25 protein-coding genes are annotated in these 25,146 nt (G+C 54.7%); 13 read left to right on the plus strand and 12 right to left on the minus strand.

Going from position 1 to position 25,146, the window contains the following annotated elements; all coding sequences use genetic code 11:
- From G8S19_RS04715 to hycI, 6 genes are read left to right on the plus strand one after another with little or no spacing between them, the layout of a single operon-like run.
- Positions 1 to 924 carry a respiratory chain complex I subunit 1 family protein gene (locus G8S19_RS04715; protein WP_137378908.1) on the plus strand — a complete coding sequence of 308 codons (924 nt, stop codon included), beginning with the start codon at positions 1 to 3 and terminating at the stop codon, positions 922 to 924.
- Between the two features lie 17 nt (positions 925 to 941).
- Positions 942 to 2,651 carry a formate hydrogenlyase subunit HycE gene (gene hycE / locus G8S19_RS04720; protein WP_005130590.1) on the plus strand — a complete coding sequence of 570 codons (1,710 nt, stop codon included), beginning with the start codon at positions 942 to 944 and terminating at the stop codon, positions 2,649 to 2,651.
- Positions 2,652 to 2,660: 9 nt separating this feature from the next.
- Positions 2,661 to 3,203: a formate hydrogenlyase subunit HycF gene (hycF, locus tag G8S19_RS04725; protein WP_115601580.1), complete on the plus strand. Its 543-nt coding sequence runs from the start codon at positions 2,661 to 2,663 to the stop codon at positions 3,201 to 3,203.
- Positions 3,203 to 3,970: a formate hydrogenlyase subunit HycG gene (hycG, locus tag G8S19_RS04730; RefSeq protein ID WP_003037388.1), complete on the plus strand. Its 768-nt coding sequence runs from the start codon at positions 3,203 to 3,205 to the stop codon at positions 3,968 to 3,970. The genes hycF and hycG overlap by 1 nt, the downstream gene beginning before the upstream one ends.
- The gene (locus G8S19_RS04735; protein WP_005130585.1) at positions 3,967 to 4,377 is read left to right on the plus strand and encodes a formate hydrogenlyase maturation HycH family protein; all 411 of its coding nucleotides are present in this window, start codon (positions 3,967 to 3,969) and stop codon (positions 4,375 to 4,377) included. The genes hycG and G8S19_RS04735 overlap by 4 nt, the downstream gene beginning before the upstream one ends.
- A complete protein-coding gene (hycI, locus tag G8S19_RS04740; RefSeq protein ID WP_003037382.1) occupies positions 4,370 to 4,840 on the plus strand; it encodes a hydrogenase maturation peptidase HycI in 471 nt (156 codons plus the stop codon). Before G8S19_RS04735 ends, hycI begins: the two co-directional genes overlap by 8 nt.
- Before the next feature lie 53 nt (positions 4,841 to 4,893).
- Here hycI and G8S19_RS04745 read toward each other — a convergent pair whose 3' ends face one another.
- The 3 genes from G8S19_RS04745 to ascF form a co-directional block, all read right to left on the minus strand.
- Positions 4,894 to 5,133, minus strand: a complete 240-nt coding sequence (locus tag G8S19_RS04745) for a SymE family type I addiction module toxin (protein WP_061068454.1) — start codon at positions 5,131 to 5,133, stop codon at positions 4,894 to 4,896.
- 172 nt (positions 5,134 to 5,305) lie between these two features.
- Positions 5,306 to 6,730: a 6-phospho-beta-glucosidase gene (locus G8S19_RS04750; protein WP_253686165.1), complete on the minus strand. Its 1,425-nt coding sequence runs from the start codon at positions 6,728 to 6,730 to the stop codon at positions 5,306 to 5,308.
- 22 nt (positions 6,731 to 6,752) lie between these two features.
- Complete coding sequence (ascF, locus tag G8S19_RS04755; RefSeq protein ID WP_253686167.1) at positions 6,753 to 8,207, minus strand: PTS cellobiose/arbutin/salicin transporter subunit IIBC; 1,455 nt, start codon at positions 8,205 to 8,207, stop codon at positions 6,753 to 6,755.
- 264 nt (positions 8,208 to 8,471) lie between these two features.
- Here ascF and G8S19_RS04760 point away from each other — a divergent pair, with 264 nt between their 5' ends.
- From G8S19_RS04760 to hypF, 3 genes are all read left to right on the plus strand, one after another.
- Complete coding sequence (locus G8S19_RS04760; RefSeq protein ID WP_048213491.1) at positions 8,472 to 9,479, plus strand: LacI family DNA-binding transcriptional regulator; 1,008 nt, start codon at positions 8,472 to 8,474, stop codon at positions 9,477 to 9,479.
- A 151-nt stretch (positions 9,480 to 9,630) separates the two neighbouring features.
- Positions 9,631 to 10,176 carry an electron transport protein HydN gene (gene hydN / locus G8S19_RS04765; RefSeq protein ID WP_003037366.1) on the plus strand — a complete coding sequence of 182 codons (546 nt, stop codon included), beginning with the start codon at positions 9,631 to 9,633 and terminating at the stop codon, positions 10,174 to 10,176.
- Between the two features lie 143 nt (positions 10,177 to 10,319).
- A complete protein-coding gene (gene hypF / locus G8S19_RS04770) occupies positions 10,320 to 12,560 on the plus strand; it encodes a carbamoyltransferase HypF (RefSeq protein ID WP_253686169.1) in 2,241 nt (746 codons plus the stop codon).
- Between the two features lie 161 nt (positions 12,561 to 12,721).
- Here the strand turns inward: hypF and norW are convergent, their stop codons facing one another.
- Positions 12,722 to 13,855 (minus strand): NADH:flavorubredoxin reductase NorW, encoded by a 1,134-nt coding sequence (norW, locus tag G8S19_RS04775; RefSeq protein WP_003037362.1) that lies wholly within the window; start codon positions 13,853 to 13,855, stop codon positions 12,722 to 12,724.
- Positions 13,852 to 15,300 carry an anaerobic nitric oxide reductase flavorubredoxin gene (norV, locus tag G8S19_RS04780; RefSeq protein WP_003037359.1) on the minus strand — a complete coding sequence of 483 codons (1,449 nt, stop codon included), beginning with the start codon at positions 15,298 to 15,300 and terminating at the stop codon, positions 13,852 to 13,854. Before norV ends, norW begins: the two co-directional genes overlap by 4 nt.
- 188 nt (positions 15,301 to 15,488) lie before the next feature.
- Here norV and norR point away from each other — a divergent pair, with 188 nt between their 5' ends.
- Complete coding sequence (gene norR / locus G8S19_RS04785) at positions 15,489 to 17,009, plus strand: nitric oxide reductase transcriptional regulator NorR (RefSeq protein ID WP_044713357.1); 1,521 nt, start codon at positions 15,489 to 15,491, stop codon at positions 17,007 to 17,009.
- Here the strand turns inward: norR and gutQ are convergent.
- The 7 genes from gutQ to srlA all read right to left on the minus strand — a co-directional run bounded on the left by gutQ (position 17,006) and on the right by srlA (position 21,925).
- Positions 17,006 to 17,971: an arabinose-5-phosphate isomerase GutQ gene (gene gutQ / locus G8S19_RS04790; RefSeq protein WP_003037353.1), complete on the minus strand. Its 966-nt coding sequence runs from the start codon at positions 17,969 to 17,971 to the stop codon at positions 17,006 to 17,008. The genes norR and gutQ overlap by 4 nt on opposite strands.
- Positions 17,964 to 18,737 carry a DNA-binding transcriptional repressor gene (locus G8S19_RS04795; protein WP_048213021.1) on the minus strand — a complete coding sequence of 258 codons (774 nt, stop codon included), beginning with the start codon at positions 18,735 to 18,737 and terminating at the stop codon, positions 17,964 to 17,966. The genes gutQ and G8S19_RS04795 overlap by 8 nt, the downstream gene beginning before the upstream one ends.
- A gap of 68 nt (positions 18,738 to 18,805) precedes the next feature.
- Positions 18,806 to 19,165 (minus strand): transcriptional regulator GutM, encoded by a 360-nt coding sequence (gutM, locus tag G8S19_RS04800; RefSeq protein ID WP_048213020.1) that lies wholly within the window; start codon positions 19,163 to 19,165, stop codon positions 18,806 to 18,808.
- Positions 19,166 to 19,220: 55 nt separating this feature from the next.
- Positions 19,221 to 20,000 carry a sorbitol-6-phosphate dehydrogenase gene (srlD, locus tag G8S19_RS04805; protein WP_005130555.1) on the minus strand — a complete coding sequence of 260 codons (780 nt, stop codon included), beginning with the start codon at positions 19,998 to 20,000 and terminating at the stop codon, positions 19,221 to 19,223.
- Between the two features lie 17 nt (positions 20,001 to 20,017).
- Complete coding sequence (gene srlB, locus G8S19_RS04810; protein WP_048213019.1) at positions 20,018 to 20,380, minus strand: PTS glucitol/sorbitol transporter subunit IIA; 363 nt, start codon at positions 20,378 to 20,380, stop codon at positions 20,018 to 20,020.
- Between the two features lie 13 nt (positions 20,381 to 20,393).
- A complete protein-coding gene (locus G8S19_RS04815; protein ID WP_124020818.1) occupies positions 20,394 to 21,365 on the minus strand; it encodes a PTS glucitol/sorbitol transporter subunit IIB in 972 nt (323 codons plus the stop codon).
- Positions 21,362 to 21,925, minus strand: coding sequence for a PTS glucitol/sorbitol transporter subunit IIC (srlA, locus tag G8S19_RS04820; RefSeq protein ID WP_048213017.1), 564 nt, complete (start codon positions 21,923 to 21,925; stop codon positions 21,362 to 21,364). The genes G8S19_RS04815 and srlA overlap by 4 nt, the downstream gene beginning before the upstream one ends.
- A 264-nt stretch (positions 21,926 to 22,189) precedes the next feature.
- On the opposite strand from srlA, the gene mltB reads away from it, so the two are divergent.
- The 3 genes from mltB to recA all read left to right on the plus strand — a co-directional run bounded on the left by mltB (position 22,190) and on the right by recA (position 25,115).
- Complete coding sequence (gene mltB, locus G8S19_RS04825; RefSeq protein ID WP_048213016.1) at positions 22,190 to 23,269, plus strand: lytic murein transglycosylase B; 1,080 nt, start codon at positions 22,190 to 22,192, stop codon at positions 23,267 to 23,269.
- 191 nt (positions 23,270 to 23,460) lie between these two features.
- Entirely contained in the window at positions 23,461 to 23,958 is a 498-nt protein-coding gene (pncC, locus tag G8S19_RS04830) for a nicotinamide-nucleotide amidase (RefSeq protein ID WP_115601590.1), read from the plus strand.
- Positions 23,959 to 24,050: 92 nt separating this feature from the next.
- Positions 24,051 to 25,115, plus strand: a complete 1,065-nt coding sequence (recA, locus tag G8S19_RS04835) for a recombinase RecA (RefSeq protein WP_003037330.1) — start codon at positions 24,051 to 24,053, stop codon at positions 25,113 to 25,115.
- The last annotated feature ends 31 nt before the right edge of the window (positions 25,116 to 25,146 follow it).

Below are 25,146 nucleotides of genomic sequence, written 5' to 3' on the forward strand. Positions count from 1 at the left end.
ATGAGTGTTTTATATCCGTTAATTCAGGCGCTGGTGTTGTTTGCCGTTGCGCCGCTGCTGTCCGGCGTTACCCGCGTGGCGCGCGCGCGTTTGCACAATCGCCGTGGTCCGGGCGTTTTGCAGGAATACCGCGACATTATCAAACTGCTGGGCCGTCAGAGCATTGCGCCTGCGGATTCCAGCTGGGTCTTCCGCCTGACGCCGTTTGTGATGGTGGGCGTGATGCTGACTATCGCCACTGCGCTACCGGTAGTGACCGTTGGCTCACCGCTACCACAACTGGGCGATCTGATCACCTTAATTTACCTGTTCGCCATTGCCCGTTTCTTCTTCTCTATCGCGGGACTGGATACCGGTAGCCCGTTTACCGCCATTGGTGCCAGCCGTGAAGCGATGCTCGGCGTGCTGGTTGAACCTATCCTGCTGCTGGGGCTGTGGGTAGCGGCACAGGTTGCGGGTTCAACCCATATCAGCAACATCGCCGATACCGTTTACCACTGGCCTGCTGCGCGCAGCATCCCGCTGATTCTGGCACTGTGCGCCTGTGCTTTCGCCACCTTTATCGAAATGGGCAAACTGCCGTTCGATCTGGCGGAAGCCGAGCAGGAGCTGCAGGAAGGTCCATTGACCGAATACAGCGGCAGCGGTTTTGCGGTGCTGAAATGGGGCATTAGCCTCAAGCAACTGGTCGTTCTGCAAATGTTCGTCGGTGTGTTCCTGCCGTGGGGACAGATGGAAACCTTTACCGCAGGTGGACTGCTGCTGGCGCTGGTGATTGCCATCGTCAAGCTGGTCCTCGGCGTGCTGGTCATCGCCCTGTTCGAAAACAGCATGGCGCGTCTGCGTTTTTGCGCCACTTCACGCGTGACCTGGGCCGGTTTTGGGTTTGCGTTTTTAGCGTTCGTCTCCTTGCTGGTGGCGTGATTTAAGAGAGTTTGAGCATGTCTGAAGAAAAATTAGGTCAACACTATCTCGCTGCGCTGCACCAGGCCTTCCCGGGTGTGGTGCTGGATGAAGCCTGGCAGACCAAAGATCAGCTGACGATCACCGTCAAGGTGAACTACCTGCCGGAAGTGGTGGAATTCCTGTACTACAAACAGGGCGGCTGGTTGTCCGTGCTGTTTGGTAACGACGAGCGCCAGCTGTGCGGCCATTACGCTGTTTACTACGTGATGTCGATGGAGCAGGGCACCAAATGCTGGATAACCGTCCGCGTTGAAGTCGATGCCAATAAACTGGAGTTCCCGTCCGTCACGCCACGCGTTCCGGCTGCGGTCTGGGGCGAGCGCGAAGTGCGCGATATGTACGGTTTAATCCCGGTTGGTTTGCCGGATGAGCGTCGCCTGGTACTGCCGGATGACTGGCCGGACGAACTCTATCCGCTGCGTAAAGACAGCATGGATTATCGTCAGCGTCCGGCGCCGACTACCGATGCGGAAACCTACGAGTTCATCAACGAACTGGGCGACAAGAAAAATAACGTGGTGCCGATTGGCCCGTTGCACGTCACCTCCGATGAACCCGGTCACTTCCGCCTGTTCGTGGACGGCGAGAACATTATCGACGCCGACTACCGCCTATTCTATGTCCACCGCGGCATGGAGAAACTGGCGGAAACCCGTATGGGTTACAACGAAGTGACGTTCCTGTCAGATCGTGTGTGTGGCATCTGCGGCTTTGCGCATAGCACCGCCTATACCACCTCCGTTGAGAATGCGATGGGCATCGTGGTGCCGGAACGTGCGCAGATGATCCGTGCCATTCTACTGGAAGTTGAGCGTCTGCACTCGCACCTGCTGAACCTCGGCCTGGCCTGTCACTTCACCGGTTTTGACTCCGGCTTTATGCAGTTCTTCCGCGTGCGTGAAACGTCGATGAAGATGGCGGAGATCCTCACCGGGGCACGTAAAACTTACGGTCTGAACCTGATCGGCGGTATCCGTCGTGATCTGCTGAAAGAAGATATGATCCAGACCCGTCAACTGGCGCAGCAGATGCGTCGGGACGTGCAGGAACTGGTCGATATGCTGCTCAGCACGCCGAATATGGAACAGCGTACGGTCGGTATTGGTCGTCTGGACCCGGAAATTGCTCGTGACTTCAGTAACGTCGGCCCGATGGTTCGCGCCAGCGGCCACGCGCGCGACACCCGCGCCGATCACCCGTTTGTCGGTTATGGTCTGCTGCCGATGGAAGTTCATAGCGAGCAAGGCTGCGACGTTATTTCTCGTCTGAAAGTTCGTATTAATGAAGTCTACACCGCACTGAATATGATCGACTTTGGTCTGGATAACCTGCCGGGCGGCCCGCTGATGGTGGAAGGCTTTACCTACATTCCTCACCGTTTCGCACTGGGCTTTGCTGAAGCGCCGCGTGGAGATGACATCCACTGGAGCATGACCGGCGACAACCAGAAACTGTATCGCTGGCGCTGCCGTGCGGCGACCTACGCCAACTGGCCGACGCTGCGCTACATGCTGCGTGGTAATACCGTTTCCGATGCGCCGCTGATTATCGGTAGCCTCGATCCTTGCTACTCCTGTACTGACCGTATGACCGTGGTCGATGTACGTAAGAAGAAGAGCAAAGTCGTGCCGTACAAAGAACTTGAGCGCTACAGCATCGAGCGTAAAAACTCGCCGCTGAAATAAGGAATCGCCATGTTTACCTTTATCAAAAAAGTCATCAAAACCGGGGCGCCGACGTCGTCGTATCCGCTGGAGCCGATTGCGGTCGATAAAAACTTCCGTGGCAAACCGGAACATAATCCGCAGCAGTGTATTGGCTGCGCGGCCTGTGTGAATGCGTGCCCGTCGAACGCGTTGACGGTAGAAACCGATCTGGCCACCAATGAGCTGGCGTGGCAGTTCAATCTCGGTCGCTGCATCTTCTGCGCCCGTTGCGAAGAAGTTTGCCCGACGGCGGCAATCAAGCTGTCGCAGGAGTATGAGCTGGCGGTGTGGAAGAAAGCGGATTTCCTGCAGCAGTCTCGCTTTGCGCTGTGTAATTGCCGCGTATGTAACCGCCCGTTTGCGGTACAAAAAGAGATTGATTACGCCATTGCGCTGCTAAAGCACAACGGTGATAGCCGCGCGGAAAACCACCGTGAAAGCTTTGAGACCTGCCCGGACTGTAAGCGCCAGAAATGCCTGGTGCCGTCTGACCGTATTGAACTGACTCGCCATATGAAAGAGGCCAGCTGATGAGCAATTTATTAGGCCCACGTGACGCCAACGGTATTCCGGTACCGATGACGGTGGATGAATCCATTGCCAGCATGAAAGCGTCGCTGCTAAAAAGCATCAAGCGTTCAGCGTACGTTTACCGTGTGGACTGCGGCGGCTGCAACGGTTGCGAAATCGAAATCTTCGCCACGCTTTCTCCGCTGTTTGACGCCGAACGTTTTGGCATCAAAGTGGTACCGTCCCCGCGCCATGCGGATATCCTGCTGTTTACCGGCGCGGTAACCCGTGCCATGCGCTCTCCGGCGCTGCGCGCCTGGCAGTCTGCGCCAGACCCGAAAATTTGTATCTCTTACGGTGCTTGCGGTAACAGCGGCGGTATTTTCCACGACTTATACTGCGTATGGGGCGGCACGGACAAAATCGTACCGGTGGATGTGTATATCCCTGGCTGCCCGCCAACGCCTGCAGCCACGCTGTATGGTTTTGCCATGGCGCTGGGTCTGCTGGAACAAAAAATTCACGCGCGTGCGCCGGGTGAACTGGACGAACAGCCGGCGGAAATTCTGCATCCGGATATGGTTCAGCCGCTGCGCGTGAAGGTGGATCGCGAGGCTCGCCGTCTGGCGGGATACCGCTACGGTCGCCAGATTGCTGATGACTATATGACGCAGTTAGGGCAGGGCGAGCATCAGGTGGCGCGCTGGCTGGAAGCGGAAAACGATCCGCGTCTGACCGAGATCGTCACGCATCTTAACCATGTTGTCGAAGAGGCGCGTATCCGATGAGTGAAACGGTGGTGTTCAGTCAACTGAGCCGTAAGTTTATTGATGAGAACGATGCGACGCCCGCTGAGGCGCAGCAGGTTGTCTATTACAGCCTGGCGATTGGTCACCACCTTGGGATCATCGATTGCCTGGAAGCGGCGTTAACTTGTCCATGGGATGACTATCTGGCATGGATTGCTACCCTTGCTGAGGGAAGCGAAGCCCGCCGGAAAATGGAAGGTGTGCCGAAATACGGCGAGATCGTTATCGATTTCAACCATGTGCAAATGCTGGCACGCGCGTTCGATGATGCGCGTGCCGTACAGACCCCGCAGCAGCAGGAGTGGAGTAAGCTGATGCTTAGCATGCTGCACGACATACACCAGGAAAGCGCCATCTATCTGATGGTGAGGAGACACCGTGACTGACGTTTTATTATGTGTGGGTAACAGCATGATGGGCGATGACGGCGCGGGCCCGCTGCTGGCTGAAATGTGTGCTGCAAATCCTCAAGGCAACTGGGTTGTCATCGACGGCGGTAGCGCGCCGGAGAACGATATTGTCGCCATCCGTGAACTGCGTCCGCAACGTTTGTTGATTGTTGATGCCACCGATATGGGGCTGAACCCAGGTGAAATCCGCATTATCGATCCCGATGACATTGCCGAGATGTTCATGATGACCACCCATAACATGCCGCTGAATTACCTGGTCGATCAGTTGAAAGACGACGTTGGTGAGGTGATTTTCCTCGGCATTCAACCGGACATCGTCGGTTTTTACTACCCGATGACACAGCCGATCAAAGATGCTGTTGATACCGTCTATCAGCGATTAGCCGGTTGGGAAGGACACGGTGGATTCTCCGAGCTGGAAGCGCCAGAAGAGTAAACCGTATCAGTGCCGGATGTGAGTGACATCCGGCCTGTTTCCCGCCTTCCTCGTTACTCAATGGCCTGCTCTATAATTAATTTCCCCTGCATCACTGACACACTCACTGCCGTACCGGTAGGAAACCCTGCTTGTTCCAGCCAGTCGCCGTTCAGCGTGAGTGAGGCGTGCCGACTGATTCGTCGCGTGTAACCCGTTTTGGGATCTTCATGGCGTTTTCTGACATAGCCAACTTTCAATCGACGTACGGGTTTAGTGATAGCCACTGCTGTTGTGCCATTTTTATCAGACATGCACGTTTCCTTGTGGTGAACGGCCAGGATTAAAAACTACTGAATAAAATGCCAGTAAAAAAAGATGAGGGCAAACCTGAAACTGGAAGGACGATTCCACATCTGGAATGTAATAAATGAAATGAAAATATGTAATTCTGCCGGAAGGCTGTAACCCCCTCCGGCAGATCTGTTATGCCAGATCGGCGCCGTTACTGGCGATCACTTTTTTGTACCACCAGAATGATTTCTTACGGGTGCGCGCCAGCGTGCCGTTGCCCGCATCATCGCGGTCCACATACACAAAACCGTAGCGTTTGCTCATCTCACCGGTTGAGGCAGAAACCAGGTCAATACAGCCCCAGGTGGTGTAACCCATCAGCGGCACGCCATCTTCAATCGCGTCTGCCATGGCGCGAATGTGCTCGCGTAAATAGCTGATGCGATAGTCGTCATTGATCTCGCCGTTAGTATCAATTTCATCTTTCGCCCCCAGCCCGTTCTCCACCAGAAATAGCGGTTTCTGGTAGCGGTCATACATCATATTCATGGTGATGCGCAGACCGAGCGGATCGATGCCCCAGCCCCATTCGCTGGCGGCAATGTATGGATTACGTAGCGATTTCACCACGTTGGCGGCGCTGGTATTGCCGGTGTTCATTTCCGCCGAGGCGCAGCGCGATGCGTAATAGCTGAACGAGACGAAATCGACGGTGTTTTTCAGGATGTCGTCATCTTCCGGGGCTTTTTCTATGACCACGCCTTTTTCGCGAAACACGCGGGCAGAATAAGCCGGGTAGGCCCCGCGCGCCTGCACATCAATAAAGAACAGGTTTTCGCGGTCTTTTTCCAGCGCGGTCCACACATCTTCTGGTTTACAGGAATAAGGATAAAAATTACCGCCAGCCAGCATACAACCGACCTGGTTTTGCGGATTAATTTCATGGGCTATTTTAGTCGCCAGGGCGCTGGCTATCAGTTCGTGGTGAGCGGACTGATATTTCACCTGATCCTGATTTTCACCTTCTTCAAATACCAGCCCGGCGCCTGAAAAGGGGCTGTGCAGCATAATGTTGATTTCGTTGAACGTCAGCCAGTACTTCACCAGTCCGTCAAAGGCCTCAAAGCAGGTCCGGGCGTAGCGGGTAAAGAACTCCACCATTTTACGGCTACGCCATGAACCGTACTCGGTGACCAGATGCATTGGCACATCGAAGTGACACAGCGTGACCAGCGGCTCAATACCGTATTTTTTACACTCGGCAAACACCGCCCGGTAAAATGCGATACCCTCTTCATTCGGCGTCAGCTCATCGCCGTTAGGGTAGAGACGGCTCCAGGCAATGGAAGTACGAAATACCGTAAAACCCATTTCCGCCATCAGCGCGATATCTTCTTTATAGCGATGATAAAAGTCGATCGCCTGATGGCTGGGATAAAATTCGTTATCCCGCAACGTAAAGCGCTTTTCCTGTCCCAGTTTGACGGGCATGCGACTTGTGCCGTGAGGGATCATATCGACGGTCGTCAGCCCTTTGCCACCTTCCCGGTACGCCCCTTCAGACTGGTTGGCGGCCAGTGCGCCGCCCCATAAAAATCCTTGCGGAAAAACAGACATAATTAACCTCAGTTCATACCAGTCAAATGCTGGCTCCATTGATATTGCCCGGTTGTGCGGCCTGATTTTTTCTGGCCTGCGCGGCGGCATCTTCGACAGGAATATCTTCAAAGCCGAGAATCAGTGTTAATACAAAGGAAAGCACCACAGCCAGCGCCATCACGCCAAACACCCATACGATAGTCATCGGATTGGCCGGATCGAAAAACTGTACGCTGGTGAACAGACCTGGAGCCGCCATGGAGTGGCTTGCAAGTCCGGCCATGCCGGCAACGGCACCGCAGATAAAACCGCTGATAAGACTCGCAATCAGTGGTCGTTTCAGGCGGATCGCCACGCCATACAGCGCGGGTTCGGAAATCCCTGCCATGATGGCAGAGGCGGCTGCCGCTAACGCCGTCTGACGCAGTTCCGGGTTTTTGGTTTTCCATGCCACTGCCAGCGATGAACCGCCTAACGACAAGTTGGCGCCGATTTCCGACGGCATCACCATGCCTTCTTTTCCGGTTTCGGCAATGGTCTGAATAATGGTTGGCGTAAAGACACGGTGCATACCGGTCATCACCAGCAGCGGCCACAATGCGCCCATAATGGCCACTGACAGCCAACCGAGATAGCCGTGAATGGTATACACCAGCGCTGAAATCGCGCTACCGATCCAGATACCGATCGGGCCAATGATGACGATGGCGAGCGGCGAGGCGATCAGCACGATCAGCATTGGTTTCAGGAAGTTTTTGGTGACTGCCGGAGTGATGCGATCGACCCAACGTTCGATGTATGACAGGCACCAGGTCATCACCAGCGCCGGGATCACCGTGTAGGTATATTTCACCGCCGTCACCGGGATCAGGGCAAACTCAACGTGCTCACCCTGCGCGGCCTTCGCCATCAGATCGATGAAGCTGGGATGCACCAGTACACCCGCGATGGCGATTGCCAGTGACATGTTGGTTTTGAATTTGATAGCGGCCGATGCGGCGACCATCAGCGGCAGGAAGAAAAATGCGCCGTCGCCGATCATGGTCAGAATAGTGAGCGTGGACGATCCTTTCTCCAGCACGCCGGTCATTTCGAGGATCATTGCCAGCAGCTTGAGCATTGATCCGCCGATAATCGCCGGGATCAACGGAGACATGGTGCCGATCAGCGCGTCGAGGATCCCCGCGCCAATCCGCTTCAGCGTCAGTCGGGGTTTGGTTTGCGGCTCAGCGGGCTGCATATTGGCAGGCAACAGGCTGACCACTTCGCGATACGCCTGCGAAACGGTATTGCCGATGATCACCTGACACTGGTTATCGCTACGCACCACGCCAAGCACGCCAGAAAGCGTCTTCAGCGTCGCGCTGTCGACCTGCGAGTCATCTTTGATAACGAAACGCAAACGGGTCATACAGTGGGTCACTGCTGTGATGTTGTCAACGCCTCCCAGAGCCGTCACAACGGAGCGCGCCAGCGCTGCATAATTCTTGGACATCGGATTTAATCCTGTTTTATCAGTAGGGTACGTTATGTTTTATCCGTTTACGTTGGGTCGCTTTTCTGGGTTATGAAACGCAGATAGGAAACCGGTTCCACAAAAGAATGTTTAATTTATTTATATTGAGCAAGATTTAATTTTGATCATTTATTGTAATTGTGATGTTTGTCACTGGATGTTGGCGTCTGCGATGTAGCAGCAAGGACAGCGGCGAAACGGTGCAGTACACTGCGTCACATTGAGAGAATAGGGATGAGTAATATGACCACGATGCTGGAGGTGGCGAAGCGTGCCGGGGTGTCGAAAGCGACAGTTTCCCGGGTGCTTTCCGGAAACGGTTATGTCAGCCAGGAGACCAAAGACCGCGTGTTTCAGGCCATTGAAGAGAGTGGTTACCGCCCAAACTTGCTGGCGCGCAGTCTGGCGGCGAAAACCACGCAGACGCTGGGACTGGTGGTGACGAACACCCTTTATCACGGCGTCTATTTCAGCGAACTGTTGTTTCATACCGCACGCATGGCGGAGGATAAGGGGCGTCAGCTGTTGCTGGCTGACGGTAAGCACAGCGCTGAGGAAGAACGCCAGGCGATCCAATACCTTCTGGACTTACGCTGCGACGCGATTATGATCTATCCGCGTTTTCTCAGTGTGGATGAGATAGACGATATCATCGACGCCCATACTCAGCCGATTATGGTGCTTAACCGACGCCTGCGGAAAAACAGTAGCCACAGCGTATGGTGTGATCAAAAGCAGACCAGCTTTAACGCCGTTACTCAGCTCATTGCCGCCGGGCATAAAGAGATTGGTTTTATTACCGGCTCGATGGATTCTCCAACCGGCGTGGAGCGACTTTCAGGTTATAAAGACGCGCTGGCACATCATGGTATTGCGCTTAATAATGACTTGATTGTTAAGGGAAAGTGGACGCCAGCCTGCGGTGCTGCGGGCGTTGATGCGTTGCTTTCACGTAAGGTCAATTTTACCGCGCTGGTGGCCAGCAATGACGATATGGCGATCGGCGCGATGAAGCAGTTACACGCCCATGGTGTGCGGGTGCCTTTACAGGTGTCGGTGATTGGCTTCGATGATATCACCCTCGCACCATACACTATTCCTGCGCTTTCCAGCGTAAAAATTCCGGTAACAGAAATGATTCAGGAAACGATTGGGCGCCTGATCTTTATGTTGGGTGACGGGGCGTTTACGCCGCCAAAGACTTTCACCGGTGAACTCATCCAGCGCGACTCTGTTGCGCCGCCCGCTTAGCGCTGACGGCTGTCATTTGTCATCGTCACTAGTGACGATGACACGCCATCTTTGTATTCATTATAATAAAAATCCTTTAATAACAGTAAATTAAATTCTGGCACGATTTATGAATGCTTCGGCAGATATTCTGTCATTGCTGGAGAAATTGATGAACCGTTTCATCATTGCAGACGCCAATAAATGCATTGGTTGCCGTACCTGTGAAGTGGCCTGCGTGGTATCCCATCAGGATAACCAGGACTGCGCATCGCTGACCCCTGAAACTTTTTTACCCCGCATTCACGTCATCAAAGGCGTTAATGTCTCCACGGCGACGCTGTGCCGCCAGTGTGAAGACGCGCCGTGCGCTAACGTCTGCCCGAACGGTGCGATCAGCCGTGATAAAGGTTTTGTTCACGTAATGCAGGAACGCTGCATTGGCTGTAAAACTTGCGTTGTGGCTTGTCCTTACGGCGCAATGGAAGTAGTCGTGCGTCCGGTTGTGCGTAACAGCGGCGCGGGTTTGAACGTCCGTGCAGAAAAAGCTGAAGCCAATAAGTGCGACCTGTGCCACCATCGCGAGGCCGGTCCTGCCTGTATGGAAGTGTGCCCGACTCACGCGCTGATTTATGTAGATCGCAATAAGCTTGAGCAACTTAGCGCGGAAAAACGCCGTCGCGCGGCGCTGGATTCCACCGCATCTTTGCTGTTCTGATATCTGAAAATCCGCGTAAAATACGGTAGTACTTATGCCGGATGGCGGCTTCGCCTTATCCGGTCTACTGTTCGCATCCCCGTAGGCCTGATAAGCATCGCGCCATCAGGCTAACCGGGATTGATGACTGCGGGAATAATCTAATGACAATAAACACCCTCTCCGGCGTACAGTTGCGTATTCGCGGCAAAGTACAGGGCGTCGGATTTCGCCCCTACGTCTGGCAACTGGCGCAGCGGTTACAACTGCATGGCGATGTGTGTAACGACGGTGATGGTGTGGTTGTGCGTTTACAGGAAGATCCGGCGGAATTTATTGCGCAGTTACATCAACACTGCCCACCGCTGGCGCGCATTGACAGCGTTGAGAGCGAAGCAATCGCCTGGACGCAGCAGCCTGCCGATTTCTCGATTCGTCAAAGTGCTGGCGGTACGATGAATACGCAAATCGTTCCGGATGCCGCGACTTGTCCCGAATGCCTTGTTGAAATGAATACCCCCGGCGAACGTCGCTACCGATACCCCTTTATCAACTGCACCCACTGTGGTCCACGCTTTACGATTATCCGCGCCATGCCCTATGACCGCCCGTTCACCGTGATGGCGTCGTTCCCACTCTGTGCGCAATGTGACAAAGAGTATCGTGACCCGTATGATCGTCGCTTCCATGCCCAGCCCGTTGCCTGTCCGGCGTGCGGCCCTCATCTTGAGTGGTTCAGCACGGATGAGCGGGCGGAGAAAGAAGAGGCGCTGCAGGCGGCGGTATCGCGACTGAAAGTAGGCGGTATTGTGGCGGTTAAAGGCATTGGTGGGTTTCATCTGGTGTGCGATGCGCGCAATGATGACGCCGTCGCGCTGCTTAGGCTGCGTAAACACCGTCCGGCGAAACCGCTGGCGGTAATGCTGCCAGGTGATGACGGACTGCCTGAACCCGCGCGTCGTTTACTCACAACCCCCGCCGCACCGATCGTGCTGGTGCAGAAACGCTATGTCGCTGCATTGAGCGAGGGCATTGCGCCAGGGTTAACGGAAGTGGGCGTCATGCTGCCCGCGAATCCATTGCAGCATTTGCTCTTACAAGAGATGAATTGTCCACTGGTGATGACCTCCGGCAACCTCAGCGGCAGGCCTCCGGCCATTACCAACGCCCAGGCGCTGGAAGATTTAAGTGCGATTGCTGATGGTTTCCTGCTGCATAACCGCGAAATTGTGCAGCGGATGGATGACTCCGTGGTGCGTGACAGTGGGGAAATGCTGCGTCGTTCCCGGGGTTACGTGCCGGATGCGGTCGCGCTGCCGCCAGGATTTCGCGACGTGCCGCCGATGCTGTGCTTAGGCGCGGATCTGAAAAATACCTTCTGCCTGGTGCGTGGCGAACAGGCGGTTATCAGCCAGCATTTAGGCGATCTCAGCGATGACGGCATTCAGCAGCAGTGGCGTGATGCGCTACGCCTGATCCAGAATATTTATGATTTTACGCCACAGCGTATCGTGCATGATGCCCACCCTGGCTATGTTTCCAGCCAGTGGGCCAGCGAAATGAATCTGCCAACCGAAACGGTATTGCATCACCATGCTCATGCCGCCGCATGTCTTGCCGAGCACGGCTGGCCGCTCGATGGCGGCGATGTGATTGCTCTGACGCTGGACGGTATCGGCATGGGGGAAAATGGCGCGTTGTGGGGCGGCGAATGTCTGCGGGTCAACTATCGTGAATGCGAACACCTTGGCGGCTTACCGGCGGTAGCGCTGGCGGGCGGCGATTTAGCGGCAAAACAGCCATGGCGCAATCTGCTCGCGCAGTGCCTGCGTTTTGTTCCTGACTGGCAGCGTTACCCAGAAACATCGGGGCTACAGCATCAAAACTGGAACGTACTGGCGCGCGCCATCGAGCGGGGAATCAATGCCCCGCTGGCATCGTCGTGCGGACGACTGTTTGATGCGGTTGCCGCCGCGTTGCATTGTGCGCCGGAATCGTTGAGTTATGAAGGTGAGGCGGCCTGTGCGCTGGAGGCGCTGGCATCGCAGTGTGCAGGTGTTGATCACCCTGTTACGGTGCCGCTTAATGGCAATCAACTGGACTTAGCAATTTTTTGGCAGCAATGGCTGACCTGGCAGACCGCCCCTGCAGAAAGAGCGTGGGCGTTTCACGACGCGCTGGCGTGTGGTTTTGCCACGCTGATGCGTGAGCAGGCCGAAGCGCGCGGAATTAAAACGTTAGTATTCAGCGGTGGCGTGATGCATAACCGCTTATTGTCGGCCCGTCTGGCGTTTTATCTGCGTGATTTTACCTTACTGTTCCCGCAGCGTTTACCGGCGGGCGACGGCGGGTTGTCATTGGGGCAGGGCGTGATTGCCGCGGCGCGGGTGTTGATGCAAAAATAAAAAAAGCCCCGGGACTGGCGGGGCAAGAAAAACATGTCGGGGCATACCGACAAGTGGCAACGCACATCCATGTGCGTGAGGTTAATAAATCAGTAGCAGCGTTGCCGGGCAAAGTCATAGGCCGGATAAGACGCGAAGCGGCGCCATCCGGCATCACAGACTTACACGGGCAACGTTTTCAGCAGCGCAAAGGCCTCTTTCATGCGGTCTTCACTGACGACAAATGCACACAGCTGGCCTTCGTCGTTCATCCCTCTGGCTACCATCCCCTGTGCTTCGGCGGCGATGTGCCAGTTCAGATCGCGGCGCTGGGTTTCCCCGGCCAAATGTAAAGGCAGTTCTGGCGTTTTGACTTTTACCAGCATGGCTGGCAGTTTCAATGGCGCATTGCCGCCGAGCAGGTTTTTCGCCAGATACATGGCGCTCAGCTGAATCGGCTGCAGGAACGGGAGCACCTGACCGTTAATCTCCGCACAGTCGCCGAGAGCATAAATGTCCGGGTGGCTGGTTTGCAGGTAGCTGTCGACGCAGACGCCACGATTGATGTTCAATCCGGCGCGACGCGCCAGTGCGGTTTCCGGTCGCAGTCCGGTGGCGGCAATCACCGCATCGACTTCTACGTTGCGGCTACGATCGAGCGTGGCGCGAATACCGGTGCTGGTTTTCTCCAGGCTCTGAAGCTGTGATTTCAGCAGCAGGTGTACGCCCATATCGGTCAGACGATGCTGTAAGCGACTGCTGACTTCTGGCGGCATCAGCGAAGCCAGAATGCTGGCGGCGTTGTCGATAAGCGTTACCGCTTTACCGGCACGACAAAAATCCATCGCCAGTTCACTACCAATCAAGCCGCCGCCGACAATCAGCACCCGCTGGGCGTCACGCAATTGCGTTTCACAAGCGCGATACTCTTGTTGGCTGTTCAACGTGAGCATTAACTCACGTCCGGTAACCGGCGGTACAAAGGCTGAAGCGCCCGTCGCCAGCACCAGCTTGTCGTACTGCCACTGCTTGTCCTGACTTTTCACTACGTGGGCATCGGCGTCGATGTCGGTTACCCAGGTATGTGGAAACAGGCGCAAATTAAACTGTTCGGCAAACTCCCCCGCCGACTGGCGGGTGAGGTCGTCTGCACGCTGTGACTGACTGATAACGTGGCTGAGATCGGGCTTGTTGTACTCATCCATGCTGTCCGCGGCAATCAAGGTCAGCGGAACATTCGCATCCTGCTTACGGATATTTTTGACTAACTGGCGGGCGGCGAAGCCCGAACCAATGATGACAATGCCGTGACTCATTTTGCCTCCGTTGCCAGTACGTCGAAGACGTCTTTACCTAGTGAGCATTCCGGGCACAGGAAGTTGTCCGGAACTTCGCTCCATGGCGTACCCGGTGCAACGTCCTGCAACGGTTCGCCTTTCGCCGGATCGTAAATCCACTGGCACACGCTGCACTGCATGCTTGGACCAAGATCGGCGGCAGCCGCAGCGGCACATGCACAGGCTTCTTCCTGGGCTACGGCTTTCACGGTTGTTTCCGGCAATGGAGCCAGCGCCCACTGACGCGCGATTTCACGGCCGTGCTGGCGGCACAGTTCCAGTGCATCCTGGTCCGGACGCCATTTCGCTTTCAGGCTCAGTGACATCTCGAAACCTGCATCCTGCAAACGCGTGGACAAACGGTCTACTGCACCGCCGCTCCAGCCGTGTGAACCAAAGGCGCTGGCACGCTTGTTACGAAAACGCAGGCCGGTCATCTCTTCCACCAGACCGGCGATTTTCGGCATCATCACGTTGTTCATTGTGGAAGTCCCGACCAGCACGCCTTTAGAGCGGAAGACGTTGGTCAAAACTTCGTTTTTGTCGCTGCGGGCGACGTTAAAGATTTTCACCGCTACATTCGGGTCAACTTCGTTGATGCCCTGGGCAATCGCGTCCGCCATCATGCGGGTGTTGTTGGACATAGTGTCGTAGAAAATGGTGATGCGGTCTTCCTGATAATCTGCCGCCCATTTCAGGTACAGCTCAACGATTTGTGTCGGGTTGTCGCGCCATACCACGCCATGGGAAGTGGCAATCATATCGACCGGCAGGTTGAAGCCGAGGATCTCAGTAATTTTCGGTGTAACCAGACGGCTGAATGGCGTCAGGATGTTGGCGTAGTAACGCTGGCACTGTTCGAACAGTTCAGTCTGGTCAACTTCGTCGTTAAACAGACGTTCGTCGCAGTAGTGCTGACCGAAGGCGTCGTTACTGAACAGCACCGCATCGCCGGTCATGTAGGTCATCATACTGTCCGGCCAGTGCAGCATCGGCGTTTCAACGAAGATCAGCTGCTTGCCGTTACCAATGTCCAGCGAATCACCGGTTTTCACCACGTTAAAGTTCCATTCCGGGTGATGGTGGTGCCCGTTGATAGAGTCAATGGCGTTGGCTGTGCAGTAAATCGGCGTGTCCGGGATGCAGGACATCAGCTCGGTCAGCGCCCCGGCGTGGTCTTCTTCTGCATGGTTAATGATGATGTAGTCGATATCCGCGAGGTCAATTTCACTGCGCAGGTTCTGCACGAATTCACGGCTAAACTTGTGGTCTACTGTATCGATCAGGACATTTTTTTCTTCACGGATGAGATAGCTGTTGTAGCTGCTGCCGCGCAGCGTTTTGTATTCAGTTCCGTGGAAATCACGCACTTCCCAGTCACGTTGGCCAACCCAATGAATGTTATTTTTAACCAGAATAGACATAGCAACCTCAATTAATTCAGCGTTTTTCAAAAAAGATGTTTTGCTAATTGCAGGTTGCGTGCCAACTTTTTATTTGTTTGATTTTAAAGGATTAGTTGTTTTACCACCTATAAGGTGGTAGTCAAAATGACTATATTTTTTATTGTCAATATGACAATATGAATTGTCAAAATGACAATGAGGTAGCCATGAGCTTTTCCGTAGACGTGCTGGCGGGCATCGCCATTGAATTACAAAGCGGTATTGGGCATCAGGACCGTTTTCAACGACTGATAACCACCTTGCGTCAGGTGCTGGAGTGCGACGCGTCGGCACTGCTGCGCTACGAGTCGCGACAGTTTATTCCACTGGCAATCGATGGGCTGGCGCAGGATGTTCTCGGCAGGCGCTTTACGCTGGAAGGGCATCCGCGTCTGGAGGCGATTGCCCGCGCCGGGGACGTGGTACGTTTTCCTGCCGACAGCGATTTGCCCGACCCGTATGATGGTCTGATTCCGGGGCAGGAGAGTCTGAAGGTGCATGCCTGTATTGGGCTGCCGTTGTTCGCCGGTCAAAATTTGATTGGCGCGTTAACGCTGGATGGCATGGAGCCCGATCAGTTCGATGTTTTCAGCGATGAGGAGCTTAGGCTGATTGCCGCGCTGGCGGCTGGCGCATTGAGCAATGCGTTGCTGATTGAACAGCTGGAAAGCCAGAATATGCTGCCAGGTTCGTCAACCAACTTTGAGCAGGTGACGGAAACCCAGATGATTGGCCTGTCGCCCAATATGATGCAGTTGAAAAAAGAGATTGAGATTGTGGCGGGGTCCGATCTCAACGTGCTGATTAGCGGCGAAACAGGGACCGGGAAGGAGCTGGTGGCTAAAGCTATCCATGAAGGTTCGCCGCGCGCGGTGAATCCACTTGTGTATCTGAACTGCGCGGCGTTGCCGGAAAGCGTTGCCGAAAGCGAACTGTTTGGTCACGTAAAAGGCGCGTTTACCGGGGCTATCAGCAATCGTAGCGGTAAGTTTGAAATGGCCGACAATGGGACGCTATTTCTCGACGAGATAGGCGAACTCTCGCTGGCGCTACAGGCTAAGCTGCTGCGCGTATTGCAGTACGGTGATATTCAGCGCGTGGGTGACGATCGCAGCTTGCGCGTGGATGTGCGAGTGCTGGCGGCGACGAACCGTGATTTACGCGAAGAGGTGTTGGCCGGGAATTTCCGTGCGGATTTGTTCCACCGGCTGAGCGTCTTTCCCCTTTCGGTACCGCCTCTGCGTGAGCGCGGTGAAGATGTGGTTTTGCTGGCGGGTTATTTTTGCGAACAGTGTCGGCTGCGGCTGGGACTTTCCCGCGTGGTGTTAAGTCCTGGCGCGCGTAGTCATCTGTTGAGCTACGCCTGGCCCGGGAATGTGCGCGAGCTGGAACATGCCATTCACCGCGCGGTGGTTCTGGCAAGGGCGACCAGGGCAGGGGATGAAGTGGTGCTGGAGGCGCAGCATTTTGCCCTGCAGGATGAAGCGCCAGTAACACCGGCGGCGGAAGTTGTTGCGGAGATCCCACAGCATCACAACCTGCGTGAAGCAACAGAGTCGTTCCAGCGGGAGATGATCCGCCGGGCGCTGGCACAAAATAACCATAGTTGGGCGGCAAGTGCGCGGGCGCTGGAAACAGACGTCGCCAACCTGCACCGGCTGGCGAAGCGTCTGGGGTTGAAGGATTAGATAATACCGGCCTGATAGAAATCCTGCAGGTTGATAGCACCGGTGAGTTTACCGTTTTCATCGACCACCGGTGCGGCAGTAATTTTGCGCTTCATCAGGATCTCTTTGGCGTCAATCGCGCGGCTCTGCGCCTGCAGTGTAATGCCATTCTGGGTCATTGCTTCGCTAACCTGAGTGGTGAGCGCTCCGCCGCCAACCAGCCAGCGGCGCAGGTCGCCGTCGGTAAAGACCCCTTTCACCAGTGACTGGTCGTCGCAGACAGCGACCAGGCCAAGACCCGTGCGGCTGAGCTCCAGCATCGCGTCCATGACGCTGGTGGTAAGCGTCACCTGCGGGATGGCATCGTCACGGCGCATCAGATGATGCACTTTATTTAACAGACGAGCGCCCAGCGCACCTGCCGGATGCGAGCGGGCAAAATCTTCTTCGTTAAAGCCGCGCGCCTGCATCACGGCGATGGCCAGCGCATCGCCCATCATCAGCGTGTTAACGGTGCTGGAGGTCGGCGCCAGGCGCATCGGACAGGCTTCGCGCTCAACGGAAATATCCAGTACGGCTTTGGCCGCCAGGCCCAGCGGTGAGGTCGGCTTTCCGGTCATTGCCAGCAGGGCGACGGATTTGTCTTCCAGGCGCGGAATGATGAGATCCAGCTCCTTCGCACCGCCGGAATAGGAGATAAACAGCATCACGTCACGGCTTTCAATCATGCCTAAGTCGCCGTGCAGCGCTTCTGCCGGATGCACAAAAAAGGCAGGCGTGCCGGTACTGGCGAGGGTCGCCGCAATTTTTTTGCCAATATGACCTGATTTACCAATCCCGGAGACAATGACTTTGCCTTCACAGTGGATGATAGTATTGGCAGCGCGGACAAAATCATCGCCCAGTCGCTCAGGCAAACGGCTGGCTTCCTGTAGTTCCAGCATTAACGTCTGACGGCCCGCGTTCAGTAGTGCATCACTCATTGGTTTCTCCGGTTATGATCACTTCAATCCCTTTTGCTTCCAGCGCCTGACGAAATGCAGGGTCGATACCCGCATCGGTAATCAGCTTGTCGACGCTTTCCAGACTGCATACAACATTAGGGCTTTTGCGCCCAAATTTTGACGAGTCAGCCATCAGAATCACTTCGCGAGCGGCATTACACATCGCTTTACTGACGCTAAACACCTCATTAAAAGTGGTCACGCCGGCATTGAGGTCAATGCCGTCGGTGCCCATGAAGAGTTTATCAAAGCTGAACTGCTCAAAGGCGTTTTCTGCCAGCTGACCGTGAAATGACGCAGATTTTTTGCGAAAGGTCCCGCCGGGCATCAGGATGGTTTGCTCGTTGTCCAGCTCCGAAAGGGCGTTAACAATGTGCAGGCTGTTGGTCATAACGGTGATGTTGCTAAAGCGCGTGAGCATTGGCACCATCTGCAGTACGGTGCTGCCCGCATCCAGAATAATCGAGTCGCCATCGTGTATGAAACGGACGGCGGCTTCGGCAATCCGCTCTTTTTTATGCGTGTTGATTAGCGTTTTGTGATCGATTGGCGGGTCGGATTCGTCTTTATTTAATACCACGCCGCCATAGGTACGAATGACGGTGCCGGCATTCTCCAGAATGACCAGGTCTTTGCGAATGGTCGTGCCGGTGGTGTCAAAGTAGTGGGCCAGTTCTTCAACCGAGCATTTTCCCTGCTTTTGCAGGTGCTCCAGTATGGCAGCCTGACGCTGACGAGGTTTCATAGGCGTGATTACCCTGACTATAGGTTGCAAAATGATAATTTCGCAAGCTATTAGCATTCACAACGAAATTACCCATGTTTCAGTTTAAGCGCTAATGATAGTGCATTCTGCGATAGCGGATCATGGGGAAAGATCACATCAGGCTGTAATTCATCAAGATGTTTGCCCATTATTGTGGCAATTTTGCCGGGTCTGGCGAATACCGTAAGACCTTTCATAAATAACGTATCGGTAACCCGCTGCTGCTCATCTAACGCAATGGCGATCACCACGCGGGGTTTAAAACGTCCGCCGGAGCGCCCCACGCCAACCCGACCCCGTTGGCAGAGCTTATCGAAAGCCCGATTAAAGCGGGATATTTGCCAGCCACCGAGCGCCAGTTGCAGGCACCAGGCGATAGCGGCGACGGTAATCAGTGCGGAAACCATAATGTACTCCTTTGATTTTGCCGGATAAGCGTAGCCGCCATCCGGCAATTCAACATTAAAACATCACCTGACCGCCGGTCACGTTGATGGACTGCCCGGTGCAGTAAGAGGCTTTTGGACTGGCGTAAAACAGCAGCATGTTCAGCACGTCCTGATAATCGCAGCCGCGTTTGAGTGGAACCTTATCAATGTAGTACTGCTCAACTTCGTCTGGCTTAAGGCCAAGCTTGGTCGCATATTGCGGTAGTAACGACTGGAACATCGGTGATTTCAGCAGGTTGCCGAGCATCAATGAATGCACGGTGATCCCGTATTCCGCCAGATCCAGCGCCAGCGACTGGGTTAAGCCCACGCCGCCAAATTTTGCCGCGCTATAGCCAGAGTTGTGTTTACTGCCCACTTTCCCTGATTTGGAGTTGATCTGGATAATGCGCCCCTGAACGCCATCGCGGATCATCAGGCGTGAGAACTCACGTGCGCAGAGGAAGTAGCCGACCAGATTCACCTGCAGCGAGCGGTCGAAATCCCCAAGCTGAAAATCACTAATAAATGCGGCTTTAGCGATACCGGCGCTGTAAACCAGCAGATCGACACGGCCAAATATTTCATCCACTCCGCGTGATAGCGCCAGCACGCTCTGTTCGCTGGTGGCATCTGCGCCAAAACCGTAGGCGGTGCCATCGCCAAACTCGGCGTTAATTTCTTGCGCCACGTTGGCGGCTTTATCGCTTTGAATATCCACCACCGCGACGCGGTATCCTTCTGTCGCAAGCCCACGGCAAAGGAATGCCCCAAGGGTCTGGCCTCCACCAATGACAACGGCAACCTGATTCATCTTTATCTCCTTCAATCTTAAGCAACAAACTTCAAAATACAGCCCGGCGCGATACCGTCCGGTACGGGGCCTGCAACGTGTACGGTGCCGGGGAATTCCGCTTCGCTCAGTCCGTCAAAACGCAGGGTGATATGCCCCAGTTCACGTAAATTTTGTTCCGCTACGCTGCCAACGGCGGTGACCGGGTAGTGATGCTGGCCCAGTTCAAACTGGATCCCGGCTTGCAACGAACCGTTCAGCTCGCCGTGGCAATGAATGAAGCAAAACTCCTCGATATCCGCTGGCGCGCCTTCACGAAAGGTAATCAACATCTGGTCGCTGAGTGCATCCGGGGCGCTCTGGCCGATACGGGTGATGGTGGTCTGATAAATCACGGTCATTTTTGAGTGCCTCTTATTGGTAAATAAAGCCGGAAACAAACCAGGCGATGAGAACGGTAGGCGCGCCGGTGAGAAAACGACTCACCAGAACGGATGGCACGCCGACGCGAACCGTGTCCTGACGCGCTTCGGCCAGCGACAGCCCGACAGGAATAAAGTCGCATGCAGCCTGAGCGTTAATGGCGAACAGGGCAGGTAGCGCCAGATGAGGGGGAATATTCCCCAAACCAATCTGTACGCCGATCAAAACGCCGATAACCTGGGCGATAACCGCACCGGGGCCGAGGAAAGGCGACAGCAGCGGGAAAGAACAAATCAGCGCCAGGGTCACCAGCCCCAGCGGATGGCTGGCTAACGGTGCGAGTCCATGGGCTATCCAGTCACCCAAACCGGAAGCCATAATGATGCCAATCAGTGCCGAGACAAACGCCATAAACGGCAGAATGGTTTTCAGCACAGTATCAATCGTGTCGCGCCCGGACTGGAACAGCACTGCAACGGCTGAACCCATGCCCATTCCCACTTTTGCCAACAGGCCGTCGCTTTGTTCGGTAATCTTTTTGCTGGTATCGTAATCGCGACCGATAGTGCTGCTTGCCGGCGTTGGCGTAGCGGATGCTTCACCGACAACGGTGATATTTTCTTCTTTCACGCCAGAGACATAGATATCTTCAATAATGTATTGTGCCAGTGGACCGGATTTCCCGGTCGCGTGAATATTCACCGTCGGGATACGACGTTTTGGATAGATCCCGCAGCGCAGTGTGCCGCCGCAGTCGATGATCGCTACACCGATTTCATTCTCTGGTGGTTCACCTTCTTTGAAGCCATCAACGGCCTGCCAGCCGGTCAGATTCGCCAGCTTGTCGACAATCGCCGGGCGCGTTCCGGCAGTGATATAGACAATTTTCTTCCCGGGCGTTGCTTCCAGTTCAAGCGGACCACCCCAACCACCGGTGCCTTTTTCAATACGAATACGCGTCATGATGTTGCTCCCGCCAGATGCACTTTCTGCTCAAGTTGAATGCCCATTTTTTTCTCAAAGATGGCGGTGGTGAAATCGGTCACCCAGCCACGGAAGAAGTTGGTCACCAGACCGACCAGCAAATAGCTCACCGCGAGCGGGCCGAGCGGGAGGCCCAGCGTCGTCAAGCCGCTGGCAATCCCCAGATAGACAAACAACTCTCCGGGGTTAATGTGTGGGAACAAGCCGTTCATTGAGTGGCAGCTATAGGACGCTGCTGCGTAATAGCTGGGCTTATATCTCTCTGGCATAAAACGGCCCAGGCTCAGCGTCATGGGGTTACAAAAAACGAATGTGCCGATGCACGGCAGCAGCAGGTAGCGGGACAATGGGTTTCCGGCGCAGCGCTGGGCAAAACGTTCAATACGCTGCTGGCCAATAAAGTTAATCAGCGCATTCATGATGACCAGCAGGCTAATCAGCAGTGGAAGAATACCGGTCACCATGCCGGTAAAGACCTCTCCGCCTTTCTGGAACAGCCCGATAAACCACTCCGCACCGAGTGTGATGGTGTCGATCATTATTCTCTCCTGTAGGGATTTTAGTTACCTTGCCAAACGGTAACCAATTTTAATCAGATCGAAAGATTTAAAAGTGTTATTTTGATCTCAAAATGAAAGTAAAATATTTTAATTTGAAAGTTATTGCGTGAGTGCTCGCAAATGTGCGGCTCAGAGATGAAAGGGGATGTAAATTCTGTGAAGGAGAGCGACTACCGCTTCCTTGTATGACGGAGGATGCTTTACCATACTTCCCCCAGGCTGAATTTGTTTAATGGATGTCTCATGTTCAAGCGTCGTTATGTAGCGTTACTCCCCCTTTTCGTACTGCTTGCTGCCTGTAGCAGCAAACCCAAACCTTCAGAGACTCAAACGACTACGGGTACGCCATCCGGCGGCTTCCTGCTTGAGCCGCAGCACAACGTCATGCAAACAAGCGGCGACTTCGCCAATAATCCGAATGCACAGCAGTTCATCGAGAAAATGGTGAACAAGCACGGCTTTGACCGCCAGCAATTGCAGGAGATCCTGTCGCAGGCCAAGCGTCTGGACTCGGTATTGCGTTTGATGGACCGCCAGGCGCCGACGACGCAACCGCCAGCCGGACCTAACGGCGCATGGCTGCGGTATCGTAAACAGTTCATCACGCCGGATAACGTGCAAAACGGCGTGGCGTTCTGGAATCAATACGAAGATGCGCTGAACCGCGCGTGGCAGGTATACGGCGTACCGCCGGAAATTATCGTTGGTATTATTGGCGTAGAAACTCGCTGGGGCCGCGTGATGGGTAAAACGCGGATTCTGGATGCGCTGGCGACGCTGTCGTTTAACTATCCTCGTCGGGCGGAATACTTCTCTGGTGAACTGGAAACCTTCCTGCTGATGGCGCGAGATGAAAGCGACGATCCGCTCGATTTGAAAGGTTCTTTCGCGGGGGCAATGGGCTACGGCCAATTTATGCCGTCTTCCTATAAACAATATGCCGTTGATTTCAATGGCGATGGGCACATTAACCTGTGGGATCCGGTTGATGCCATCGGTAGCGTGGCGAACTATTTCAAAGGTCACGGCTGGGTGAAAGGCGATACGGTCGCGGTTCCGGCAAATGGTCAGGCGCCTGGGCTGGCTAACGGCTTTAAAACCCAGTACAGCATTTCTCAGCTTGCCGCCGCGGGCCTGACGCCGCAGCAGTCGTTGGGGAATCATCAGCAGGCCAGCCTGCTGCGCCTGGATATCGGTACCGGCTACCAGTACTGGTATGGGTTGCCGAACTTCTACACCATCACCCGCTACAACCACAGTACCCACTACGCGATGGCCGTGTGGCAATTGGGTCAGGCGGTGGCGCTGGCGCGCGTGCAGTAATCGCTCCCCCGGCCTACCGGAGGATATCTCTTGTAGGCCGGAGAAGATGCCCTGACATCCCCATCTGGCAGATCTTATTTGTGCAACGGAGCAATTTTTGGAATCCTCCTCGTAAAACGTTCTCCCCATCCCCATATTGGTTATGAAAGTGCTATCTTGTCCGGCATATTTTTTAACTGACAGAGGCTGAAATGACCGACAGTGAACTGATGCAGTTAAGCGAGCAGGTTGGCCTGGCGCTGAAAGCGCGCGGGGCAACAGTGACGACGGCGGAATCCTGTACCGGCGGCTGGGTAGCCAAAGCGATTACGGATATTGCCGGAAGCTCCGCCTGGTTTGAACGCGGGTTTGTGACCTACAGCAATGAAGCCAAAGCGCAGATGATTGGCGTGCGCGAAGAGACGCTGACCCAGCATGGCGCGGTGAGTGAACCGGTGGTCGTTGAAATGGCGATTGGCGCGCTAAAAGCCGCCCGTGCAGACTTCGCCGTCTCGATTAGCGGTATCGCAGGACCCGATGGCGGTAGTGAAGACAAGCCCGTGGGGACGGTATGGTTTGCCTTTGCCAGCGCAAGCGGCGAGGGGATTACCCGCCGGGAATGCTTTATCGGCGATCGCGATGCGGTACGTCGACAGGCGACTGTCTACGCGTTACAAACCCTGTGGCAACAATTTCTACAAAACACTTGATACTGTATGAGCATACAGTATAATTGCCTCAACAGAACATTATCTATCACGTTTCGCGGTTTAACCCGAAAGCGGCATGACAGGAGTAATTAATGGCTATCGACGAAAACAAACAGAAAGCGTTGGCGGCAGCGCTGGGTCAGATCGAAAAGCAATTCGGTAAAGGCTCCATCATGCGCCTCGGTGAAGACCGTTCCATGGACGTGGAAACCATCTCCACCGGTTCGCTTTCTCTGGATATCGCATTGGGCGCGGGCGGTTTGCCAATGGGCCGTATCGTCGAAATCTACGGGCCTGAATCCTCCGGTAAAACAACGCTGACACTGCAGGTTATTGCCGCCGCACAGCGCGAAGGTAAAACCTGTGCGTTCATCGATGCGGAACACGCGCTGGACCCTGTTTATGCCCGTAAGCTTGGCGTTGATATCGATAACCTGCTGTGTTCTCAGCCGGATACCGGTGAGCAAGCGCTGGAAATCTGTGATGCGCTGGCGCGTTCCGGCGCGGTTGACGTTATCGTGGTCGACTCCGTTGCCGCATTGACGCCGAAGGCTGAAATCGAAGGCGAGATTGGCGACTCTCACATGGGCCTTGCGGCACGTATGATGAGCCAGGCAATGCGTAAACTGGCCGGTAACCTGAAGCAGTCCAACACGCTGCTGATTTTCATCAACCAGATCCGTATGAAGATTGGCGTTATGTTCGGTAACCCGGAAACCACCACCGGTGGCAACGCCCTGAAATTCTATGCGTCTGTTCGTCTGGATATCCGTCGTATTGGCGCGGTGAAAGAAGGCGACAACGTGGTAGGTAGCGAAACCCGCGTTAAGGTCGTGAAAAACAAAATTGCAGCGCCGTTTAAACAGGCTGAATTCCAGATTCTTTACGGTGAAGGCATCAACTTCTACGGCGAACTGGTTGACCTGGGCGTGAAAGAGAAGCTGATTGAAAAAGCGGGTGCATGGTACAGCTACAACGGTGAGAAAATCGGTCAGGGTAAAGCGAACGCAACCAACTGGCTGAAAGAAAACCCGGCAACCGCGAAAGAAATTGAGAAGAAATTACGTGAGTTACTGCTCAATAACCAGGATTCAACGCCTGATTTCTCCGTTGATGACAGTGGTGAAGACGTAAAAGAAACGAACGAAGATTTCTGATAACCTGTTTTGAATCGCATATAGTAAAGGG

This window comes from Citrobacter sp. SX206, assembly GCF_024181025.1.
GTDB classification, from domain to species: Bacteria; Pseudomonadota; Gammaproteobacteria; order Enterobacterales; family Enterobacteriaceae; genus Citrobacter; species Citrobacter youngae.